At 60.0% G+C, this 10,962-nt stretch carries 5 protein-coding genes; all 5 read left to right on the forward strand.

Features of this window, described 5'->3' with window-relative positions; all coding sequences use genetic code 11:
• Window positions 1-29 precede the first annotated feature (29 nt).
• A complete protein-coding gene (gene rpoB, locus Q1M07_RS00870; protein WP_300449333.1) occupies window positions 30-4,316 on the forward strand; it encodes a DNA-directed RNA polymerase subunit beta in 4,287 nt (1,428 codons plus the stop codon).
• 91 nt (window positions 4,317-4,407) lie between these two features.
• Window positions 4,408-8,619 (forward strand): DNA-directed RNA polymerase subunit beta', encoded by a 4,212-nt coding sequence (gene rpoC, locus Q1M07_RS00875; RefSeq protein ID WP_300449336.1) that lies wholly within the window; start codon window positions 4,408-4,410, stop codon window positions 8,617-8,619.
• Window positions 8,620-8,786: 167 nt separating this feature from the next.
• Window positions 8,787-9,164, forward strand: a complete 378-nt coding sequence (rpsL, locus tag Q1M07_RS00880; RefSeq protein WP_015767930.1) for a 30S ribosomal protein S12 — start codon at window positions 8,787-8,789, stop codon at window positions 9,162-9,164.
• Window positions 9,165-9,252: 88 nt separating this feature from the next.
• Entirely contained in the window at window positions 9,253-9,723 is a 471-nt protein-coding gene (gene rpsG / locus Q1M07_RS00885) for a 30S ribosomal protein S7 (protein WP_300449340.1), read from the forward strand.
• 62 nt (window positions 9,724-9,785) lie between these two features.
• The coding region (locus tag Q1M07_RS00890; protein ID WP_300449343.1) for a GTP-binding protein at window positions 9,786-10,962 on the forward strand (1,177 nt) is incomplete at its 3' end.

The following is a 10,962-nucleotide window of genomic DNA, read 5'->3' on the forward strand; positions in this document are numbered from 1 at the left end:
AGGATTTGCCTTCTGAGTTCGGAGCGACCATGACCTACTCATACACCGAGAAAAAGCGTATCCGCAAGAGCTTCGCCAAGCGAGCCAGCGTTCTTGACGTTCCGTTCCTACTGGCGACTCAGCTCGAGTCGTTCACGGCCTTTCTGCAGGCCAGCGTGCCGGTGGCTCAGCGCAGGAACCAGGGCTTGCAGGCGGCTTTTTCGTCGATTTTTCCGATCGTCAGTCACAGTGGTAATGCGCGCCTGGAGTTTGTCAGCTACGCGCTCTCCGATCCGGCTTTCGACGTCACGGAGTGTCAGCAGCGCGGCTTGACCTTCGCTTCGGCCTTGCGGGCCAAGGTGCGTCTAGTCATTCTCGACCGCGAAGCTCCCGACACGATCAAGGAAGTCAAGGAGCAGGAAGTCTATATGGGCGAGATCCCATTGATGACCAGCACCGGTTCCTTTGTCATCAACGGTACAGAGCGGGTCATCGTCTCGCAGCTCCACCGTTCGCCAGGGGTGTTCTTCGAGCACGATCGAGGCAAGACGCATAGCTCGGGCAAGCTGTTGTTTTCGGCACGCGTGATTCCTTATCGTGGTTCCTGGCTCGATTTTGAGTTCGATCCGAAGGATCTGCTTTTCTTCCGTGTCGACCGCCGCCGCAAGATGCCGGTGACCACCCTGCTGAAAGCCATCGGTCTGACACCGCAGCGAATTCTGCGCGAGTTTTTCGAGTTCGACACCTTCTACCTGGGTGGTGGCAAAGTCATCGAATTCGCACTCGTTCCCGAGCGCTTGCGCGGTGAAGTCGCTCGTTTCGACTTCAACGATCAATCCGGGAAGCTGATCATCGCCAAGGACAAGCGGATTACCGCCAAACACATCCGTGAGCTGGATGCCGCCGGGATCAAGCAGGTTGCCGTGCCGGACGATTTCTTGATCGGTCGCGTGATTGCGGAGGACATTATCGATCAAAGCAGCGGCGAGATCCTGGCCAATGCCAACGACGAGGTCACCGAGACCTTGCTGGCCCGACTCGTGGAAGCCGGCATCGAGTCCCTGCCTACCCTTTACATCAACGATCTCGACCGTGGCGGCTTCATTTCTCAGACCCTACGCGCGGATGAAACGGCGAGCCGGCAGGCGGCGCGCATTGCCATCTACCGCATGATGCGGCCCGGCGAGCCGCCGACCGAGGAAGCGGTCGAGATCCTCTTCAACGGCCTGTTCTACTCCGACGATCGTTACGATCTGTCGGCCGTCGGCCGCATGAAGTTCAACCGTCGCTTGGGCCGCAAAGCCGTTGTCGAACACAAGGTAATGCTCAAGCATGTACCCGCGAAACGGGAGGGAGTGGTCAAACTGGTCAATGAGGCGGTCGACGACCCAGTGGCAGCGGTCGAACAGGTGATGGCCGAGTTGAGCTACGGGCCGCGCGCGGTGGCGGAAAACCTTTCCAAAGACGCTGCACAGGCTTTGTTCGAACAGTTGAAGGCGCTCGGTGCCAGCGGCGAAGTACGCGAACAACTGACCCTGTCACCGCGAGACATCGTCGAGGTGATCAAGCTTCTCGTCGAGTTGCGCAACGGCCGCGGTGAGATCGACGACATTGATCACCTCGGCAATCGACGCGTCCGCTCGGTCGGAGAACTGGCGGAAAATCAGTTTCGAGCGGGCTTGGTGCGCGTCGAGCGTGCGGTCAAGGAGCGCTTGTCGCAAGCCGAGTCGGACAACCTGATGCCACATGACCTGATCAACGCCAAACCGATCAGTGCTGCCGTGCGGGAGTTCTTTGGCTCCAGCCAGTTGTCGCAGTTCATGGACCAAACCAACCCGCTGTCCGAAATTACCCATAAACGCCGCGTATCGGCCCTCGGTCCGGGGGGGCTGACGCGCGAGCGCGCCGGCTTCGAGGTGCGCGACGTGCATCCCACGCACTATGGCCGGGTGTGTCCGATCGAAACACCGGAAGGCCCGAACATCGGACTGATCAACTCTCTGGCCTTGTACGCGCGCACCAACGAGTACGGCTTCCTCGAGACGCCGTACCGCAAGGTAGTGGCTGGTCATGTCAGCGATCAGATCGAATACCTTTCAGCGATCGAAGAGGGGGCCTACATCATTGCGCAGGCCAACTCGGATCTCGGCGAAGGCGGTATGTTGATGGATCAACTGGTTACCTGCCGAGAAAAGGGCGAGACGATTCTTGCCGAGCCGGCGCGCGTGCAGTACATGGACGTCGCGCCGAGCCAGATCGTGTCGGTGGCCGCGTCGCTGATCCCTTTCCTCGAGCACGACGACGCCAACCGGGCGCTGATGGGCGCCAACATGCAGCGTCAGGCGGTCCCTTGCCTACGTCCGGAGAAGCCGCTGGTCGGTACCGGTATCGAGCGCACCGTCGCCGTCGACTCGGGTACAGCGGTTCAGGCGAAGCGCGGCGGGAAGGTCGATTACGTCGATGCTTCGCGCGTCGTCGTGCGGGTCAATGACGATGAGACAGGCCCCGGCGAAGTCGGTGTCGACATCTACAACTTGGTCAAGTACACCCGCTCGAACCAAAACACCAACATCAACCAGCGGCCGCTGGTCCGGGTCGGGGACCTGATCGCCCGCGGCGATGTAGTAGCCGACGGGGCCTCCACCGACAAGGGTGAATTGGCGCTCGGACAGAACATGCTGGTCGCCTTCATGCCGTGGAACGGCTACAACTTCGAGGATTCGATCCTGATCTCCGAGCGCGTCGTGGCGCAGGATCGTTTCACGTCGATCCACATCGAGGAGCTGACGGTCGTTGCCCGCGACACCAAGCTTGGACCGGAGGAGATTACCCGCGACATCGCTTCTCTCGGCGAGTCGCAACTGTCACGCCTCGACGAATCGGGGATCGTTTACATCGGTGCCGAAGTCGAAGCTGGCGACGTATTGGTTGGCAAGGTGACGCCGAAAGGCGAGACGCAGTTGACGCCGGAAGAGAAGCTGCTGCGGGCGATCTTTGGCGAGAAGGCGTCGGACGTCAAGGACACCTCGCTACGCGTGCAGTCCGGCATCGCCGGGACGGTGATCGACGTTCAGGTGTTCACGCGCGAAGGCATTGAGCGTGACAAACGCGCGCAGTCGATCATCGACGACCATTTGCGCAGCTACAAGCTTGATCTGGCCGACCAGTTGCGCATCGTCGAACGCGATGCTTTTGCCCGTGTCGAGCGATTGATTGTCGGCAAACCGGCCAACGGAGGACCGAAACGGCTCGCCAAAGGTGCCTTGGTGAGCCAGGAATACCTCGATGGTCTGGAGCCGCATTACTGGTTCGACATTCGGATGGCCGACGAGGATGTCGCCCATCAGCTCGAGTCGCTGCGCGAAGGTCTCGAACAAACGCGCAAGGGTTTCGACGTTGCGTTCGAGGAAAAGCGCAAGAAGCTGACGCAGGGTGACGAGCTGCCGCCGGGTGTGCAGAAGATGGTCAAGGTCTATGTGGCTGTCAAGCGCCGCCTGCAGGCCGGCGACAAGATGGCCGGGCGGCATGGCAACAAGGGCGTCGTGTCGCGCATCGTTCCGGTCGAGGACATGCCGTACATGGCTGACGGTCGCTCGGTCGATATCGTTCTCAATCCGCTCGGTGTGCCGTCAAGGATGAACGTCGGCCAGATTCTCGAGGTCCATCTCGGGCTCGCTGCCAAGGGCCTGGGAATAAAGATCGGCGAGATGCTCAGCCGGCAGGCGGCAATCAGCGATGTCCGCGGCTTCCTCGAGAAGATCTACAACGGTACCGGCAAGTCGGAAGACCTCGACCAGCTCGGCGACGAAGAGATTACCGAAATGGCCGGCAATCTGGAGGCTGGCGTTCCCTTTGCCACACCGGTGTTCGACGGTGCCAAGGAATCGGAGATCAAGGCCATGCTGGCCCTTGCTGGAATGCCCGAATCGGGACAGATGACGCTTTACGACGGACGGACTGGCGAACAGTTCGAGCGCCAAGTGACTGTCGGCTATATGCATGTGCTGAAGCTGCACCACCTGGTCGATGACAAGATGCACGCTCGCTCGACTGGCCCCTACTCTTTGGTCACGCAGCAGCCGCTGGGTGGCAAGGCGCAGTTCGGTGGCCAGCGCTTCGGCGAGATGGAGGTCTGGGCGCTCGAGGCTTATGGTTCCTCGTACGTCTTGCAGGAAATGCTGACCGTCAAGTCGGACGATGTGAATGGACGCACCAAGGTCTATGAAAACATCGTCAAGGGTGACCACAAGATAGACGCCGGAATGCCCGAGTCCTTCAACGTGCTGGTCAAGGAAATCCGTTCATTGGCAATCGACATCGATCTTGAACGTTTCTGACTGTTTGCCGAGGGATGAGTACTGAAGTCCGCGGTCTGGCCGGCCGCCCAGCGCTTTGCCCCCGACGCCCCACTCCTTACTGGAGCAATAGATGAAAGCACTGCTTGATTTATTCAGACAGGTGACGCAGGAAGAGCAGTTCGATGCGATCACCATCGGTCTCGCGTCGCCGGACAAGATCCGCTCATGGTCCTATGGCGAAGTGAAAAAACCGGAGACGATCAACTATCGTACTTTCAAACCGGAACGCGATGGCCTTTTCTGCGCCAAGATCTTCGGTCCGATCAAGGACTACGAGTGCCTGTGTGGCAAGTACAAACGGCTCAAGCATCGTGGTGTCATCTGCGAGAAGTGTGGCGTCGAAGTGACGCTGGCCAAGGTTCGCCGTGAGCGCATGGCGCACATCGAACTGGCCAGCCCGGTAGCCCATATCTGGTTTCTCAAGAGTTTGCCGAGCCGACTGGGAATGGTTCTCGACATGACGCTGCGCGACATCGAACGTGTCCTTTATTTCGAGGCTTTCGTTGTCTTCGATCCCGGAATGACGCCGTTGGCGCGCGGCCAGTTGCTGACCGAGGACGATTATCTGGCCAAGGTCGAGGAGTACGGTGACGACTTCTACGCCGCCATGGGGGCCGAAGGGATCCGCGAGCTGTTGCGCTCGATCGATCTCGGACGCGAAGTCGAGAGCCTGCGCTCCGAACTCGAGACGACGACCTCGGAGACCAAGAGCAAGAAGTTCTCCAAGCGCCTGAAAATTCTCGAAGGCTTCCAGAAATCGGGAATCAAGCCGGAGTGGATGGTTCTTGAAGTGTTGCCGGTATTACCGCCCGATTTGCGGCCGCTGGTGCCGCTTGATGGCGGGCGTTTTGCCACTTCGGACCTCAATGACCTCTATCGCCGGGTCATCAACCGCAACAACCGCCTGAAACGCCTGCTTGAGCTGAAGGCGCCGGAGATCATCGTGCGCAACGAAAAGCGCATGCTCCAGGAAGCGGTCGATTCGCTGCTCGACAATGGTCGCCGTGGCAAGGCGATGACCGGCGCCAACAAGCGTCCCCTCAAGTCGCTGGCCGATATGATCAAGGGTAAAGGCGGCCGTTTCCGCCAGAACCTGCTCGGCAAACGCGTCGACTACTCGGGTCGTTCGGTGATCGTCGTCGGACCACAACTCAAACTGCACCAGTGCGGGCTGCCGAAGCTGATGGCGCTCGAACTGTTCAAGCCGTTCATTTTCAACCGGCTCGAAGTCATGGGTCTGGCGACGACCATCAAGCAGGCGAAGAAGATGGTCGAGACGCAGGAAGCGGTGGTCTGGGACATCCTGGAAGAGGTGATTCGCGAGCACCCGATCATGCTCAACCGGGCGCCGACGCTGCATCGCCTCGGCATTCAGGCCTTCGAGCCGACGCTGATCGAGGGCAAGGCGATCCAACTGCATCCGCTGGTTTGCGCCGCTTTCAACGCGGATTTCGACGGCGACCAGATGGCGGTACACGTTCCACTGTCACTGGAGGCCCAGATGGAGGCCAGGACGCTGATGTTGGCGTCCAACAACGTACTTTCGCCGGCCAATGGCGAACCGATCATCGTTCCCTCCCAGGATATCGTGCTGGGCCTCTACTACGCGACTCGCGAACGCATCAACGCGACCGGCGAGGGAATGATTTTTCCCGATCTTGCCGAGGTGACGCGAGCCATGCAAGCCGGCGAACTGGACTTGCACGCGCGGATTAGCGTGCGCATCACCGAGTACGAGCGCGATGGCGAGACCGGCTGGCAGGAGAAGGTCACACGTTACGAGACGACGGCCGGTCGTGCGCTGCTGTCGGAGATCCTGCCGAAAGGCCTGCCTTTCAGCCTGATCGACAAAGCGCTCAAGAAAAAGGAGATTTCGAAGCTGATCAACGCCGCGTTTCGCCGTTGCGGCCTGAAAGAGACGGTCGTCTTTGCCGACAAGCTGATGCAGAACGGCTATCGCTTGGCTACCCGGGCCGGCATCTCGATTTGTTCCGACGACATGCTGGTGCCGGAGAAGAAGCGGGAAATCGTCGCCGAAGCCGAAGCCGAGGTCAAGGAGATCGAGAACCAGTACACCAACGGTTTGGTGACCAATGGCGAACGTTATAACAAGGTCGTCGATATCTGGGGGCGCACTGGCGACAAGGTCGCCAAGGTGATGATGGAGCAACTCGGCCAGATCGAGGTGACCAGTCGCCACGGCGTTAAGGAAAAGCAGGATTCCTTCAACTCGATCTTCATGATGGCCGATTCCGGTGCGCGCGGTTCGGCGGCGCAGATCCGTCAGTTGGCCGGCATGCGCGGCCTGATGGCCAAACCCGACGGTTCGATCATCGAGACACCCATTACGACCAACTTCCGGGAAGGGCTAAACGTTCTTCAGTATTTCATCTCAACCCATGGGGCGCGCAAGGGTCTCGCCGATACGGCCTTGAAAACGGCGAATTCGGGATATCTGACCCGTCGATTGGTCGACGTTACACAGGATCTCGTAGTCATAGAGGAAGACTGCGGGACGGCCAACGGGGTCACCATGAAGGCGCTGATCGAGGGCGGCGAGGTCATCGAGGCGCTGCGCGAGCGCATACTCGGTCGGGTCACGGCCTTGGACATCGTCGACCCGGACAGCGAAGCGACGGTCATCGAGCAAGGCACGCTGATCAACGAGGACCATTGTGATTTGATCGACCAGATCGGCATCGACGAAGTCAAGGTGCGCACGCCACTCACCTGCGACACCCGCTACGGCCTGTGCGGCAAGTGCTACGGGCGCGACTTGGGCCGTGGCTCGCCAGTCAACGTCGGTGAGGCCGTGGGGGTCATCGCTGCCCAGTCGATTGGCGAGCCGGGTACCCAGTTGACGATGCGTACCTTCCACGTCGGTGGTGCCGCGTCGCGCGCCGCGGTCGCCAGCCAGGTCGAGACGCGTAGCGCCGGCGTCGTTCGCTTTACCGCCAGTATGCGCTACGTGACCAGTGCCAAGGGCGAGAAGATCGTCATCACCCGTTCGGGCGAGATCCTCATTACCGACGACAACGGTCGCGAACGCGAGAAGCACAAGGTTCCCTACGGTTCGACGCTGCAGGTGGTCGATGGACAGCAGGTCAAAGCCGGCGCCAAGCTGGCGAGTTGGGATCCGCATACGCGTCCGATCATTGCCGAGTACTCGGGCCGCGTCAAGTTCGAAAACGTCGAAGAGGGTGTGACGGTTGCCAAGCAGATCGATGAGGTGACGGGATTGTCCACGCTGGTGGTCATCGATCCGAAGCGTGGCGGCAAGGCGCCGAGCAAGGGATTGCGCCCGCAGGTTCGGCTGTTTGATCCGGCCGACGTCGAAGTGAAGATGCACGGCAGTGATCACCCGGTGACTATCACCTTCCAGGTGGGTGCGATCATCAACGTCTACGACGGGCAGCAGATTTCCGTTGGCGACGTGCTTGCTCGCTTACCGCAGGAGTCCGCCAAGACGCGTGACATTACCGGTGGTCTGCCACGCGTTGCGGAACTCTTCGAGGCGCGCACCCCCAAGGACGCGGGCATGCTGGCCGAGTTTACCGGTACGATGTCGTTCGGCAAAGACACCAAGGGTAAGCAGCGACTGGTGATCACCGACCTCGACGGGGTGACTCACGAATACCTCATCCTCAAGGACAAACATGTGCTCGTACACGACGGGCAAGTGGTTAACAAGGGTGAGCTGATCGTCGATGGAGCACCGGATCCGCATGACATCCTGCGCCTGCTGGGCGTCGAGGCGCTGGCCATTTACATTACCGACGAGGTGCAGGACGTGTACCGCTTGCAGGGCGTCAAGATCAACGACAAGCACATCGAGGTGATCGTTCGCCAGATGTTGCGCCGCGTCAATGTGCTCGACCCGGGTGACACCAAGTTCATCAAGGGTGAACAGGTGGAACGTGCGCATCTGCTCGACGAAAACGACCGCATGCTGGCCGAAGGCAAGCTGCCGGCGACCTACGAGCACGTCTTGCTGGGTATCACGAAGGCGTCGCTATCGACGGATTCCTTCATCTCGGCGGCTTCGTTCCAGGAGACGACGCGAGTGTTGACGGAGGCCGCCATCATGGGCAAGCGCGACGAGTTGCGCGGGCTCAAGGAAAACGTCATTGTCGGTCGCCTGATACCGGCCGGGACGGGCCTCGCCTATCACAACACACGCAAGAAGAACGCCGTCGGCGAGGATATGGCGGCCGGGGTTGGCTGGCTGGAAGACGATCTTGCACGCAGCGAAGAGAAGGCACAGGATGCCCCTGTTGGTTGACTTGCCGTCCGTTAGACCCTAGAATCGCCGGTCTTTGTCGCCGACGCGGAAGGCGCGTCGGTTTGTCTTGTCATGAAAATCACCAAGGCGGCCTTTTGGGTCCGCCTTGGTTTTTTGCAGCCGCCCCATGGTACGGCGGTCGCTGCACTGAACATAGGGGTGGAAACATGCCAACCATTAACCAGCTCGTGCGCAAGCCTCGCGAGGCAATTCGCAGCAAGAGCAAAGTTCCGGCCTTGGGAAATTGCCCGCAGAAGCGGGGTGTCTGCACGCGCGTCTATACGACAACACCGAAAAAGCCAAACTCGGCGCTGCGAAAAGTCTGCAAGGTACGACTGACGAATGGCTTCGAGGTGATCTCCTACATCGGCGGCGAGGGCCACAACCTTCAAGAGCACTCGGTCGTCCTGATCCGGGGTGGCCGGGTCAAGGACCTGCCGGGCGTTCGTTATCACACGGTGCGCGGTTCGCTGGACACCCAGGGTGTCAAGAAGCGCAAGCAGAGCCGTTCCAAGTACGGTACCAAGCGGCCCAAGGCGGCCTGAGTTACCGCCCGAGTAAGGGAGGGCCGAGGAGGCCGGGAGGGACGGGTCGTCCGGCCCTTCGACTGAATTGTGAATATGAGAGGTTGTTATGCCACGTCGTCGAGAAGTGCCGAAGCGCGATATTCTTCCGGATCCGAAGTTCGGGAACGTCGAAGTCTCCAAGTTCGTCAATACCATCATGAAGTGCGGCAAGAAGTCCGTCGCCGAGCGCATCGTCTATGGCGCTTTCGATCTGATCGTCAGCAAGACCAGCAAGGATCCGCTGGAAGTTTTCGGGCAAGCTCTCGGTAACATCAAGCCGTTGGTCGAAGTCAAGAGTCGCCGCGTCGGGGGGGCCAACTACCAGGTGCCGGTGGAAGTTCGCCCGAGCCGCCGTATGGCGCTGGCTATGCGGTGGCTGCGTGAATCGGCGCGCAAACGTTCCGAGAAGTCGATGGGTCAGCGCCTCGCTGCCGAGATGCTCGAAGCGTCCGAGAGCCGTGGCGGCGCCGTCAAGAAGCGTGATGAGGTCCATCGCATGGCAGAAGCCAATAAGGCGTTCGCGCACTTCCGCTTCTGAGGCGTCAGCGTCGCCGTTTTCCGTTGGCGACGATCGTTCTTTCTTAGTGAAGGTTTATTACCGTGGCACGCAAAACCCCCATCGAGCGTTACCGAAACATCGGTATCAGCGCGCACATTGACGCCGGCAAGACAACGGCGACCGAGCGAATCCTGTTTTACACCGGTATCAACCACAAGATCGGTGAAGTGCATGATGGCGCCGCTACCATGGACTGGATGGCGCAGGAGCAGGAGCGCGGAATCACCATTACCTCGGCGGCGACCACCTGTTTCTGGAAGGGCATGCAGCTCGATCGGCCTGAGCATCGCATCAATATCATCGATACGCCGGGACACGTCGATTTCACGATCGAAGTCGAGCGTTCGATGCGGGTACTCGACGGGGCGTGCATGATCTATTGCGCAGTGGGTGGCGTACAGCCGCAGTCGGAGACGGTCTGGCGTCAGGCGACCAAGTACAAGGTGCCGCGCTTGGCCTTCGTCAACAAGATGGACCGCCAGGGGGCCGACTTCTTCAAGGTCGTCGAGCAAATGAGGATTCGCCTGAAGGCCAATCCTGTGCCGATCGTGATCCCGATTGGCAAGGAAGACTACTTCGAGGGCGTCGTCGATCTGATCAAGATGAAGGCGATCTACTGGGACGAGGCGTCTCTGGGAATGAAGTTCGACTACCGTGAGATTCCCGCGGCGCTGCAGGCGGAGGCCGATGAGTGGCGCAGCAAGATGATCGAGGCCGCCGCCGAGTCGTCCGAAGAGCTGATGGACAAGTACCTCGAAGAAGGCGATCTGAGCGAGGCCGACGTAGTCAAGGGTCTGCGCGATCGCACGATTGCCTGCGAGATTCAGCCGGCACTTTGCGGCACCGCGTTCAAGAACAAGGGTGTGCAGCGCATGCTCGACGCGGTGATCGACCTGCTGCCGTCGCCGGTCGATATTCCTCCGGTTACGGGTGAAGCGGAAAACGGCGAGGTCGCTACCCGTGAAGCGTCCGACAGTGCCAAGTTTTCCGCCCTGGCGTTCAAGTTGATGACTGACCCCTATGTCGGTCAACTGACTTTCATCCGCGTCTATTCGGGCGTTCTGAAGACCGGCGACACCATTTTCAATCCAACCAAGGGCCGTCGCGAGCGCATCGGGCGCGTCCTGCAGATGCACGCCAACAATCGTGAGGAGATCAAGGAAGTCTTGGCGGGAGACATCGCTGCTTGCGTCGGCCTCAAGGAGGTCACCACGGGTG

The organism is Accumulibacter sp. (assembly GCF_029255285.1).
Taxonomy (GTDB): Bacteria; Pseudomonadota; Gammaproteobacteria; order Burkholderiales; family Rhodocyclaceae; genus Accumulibacter.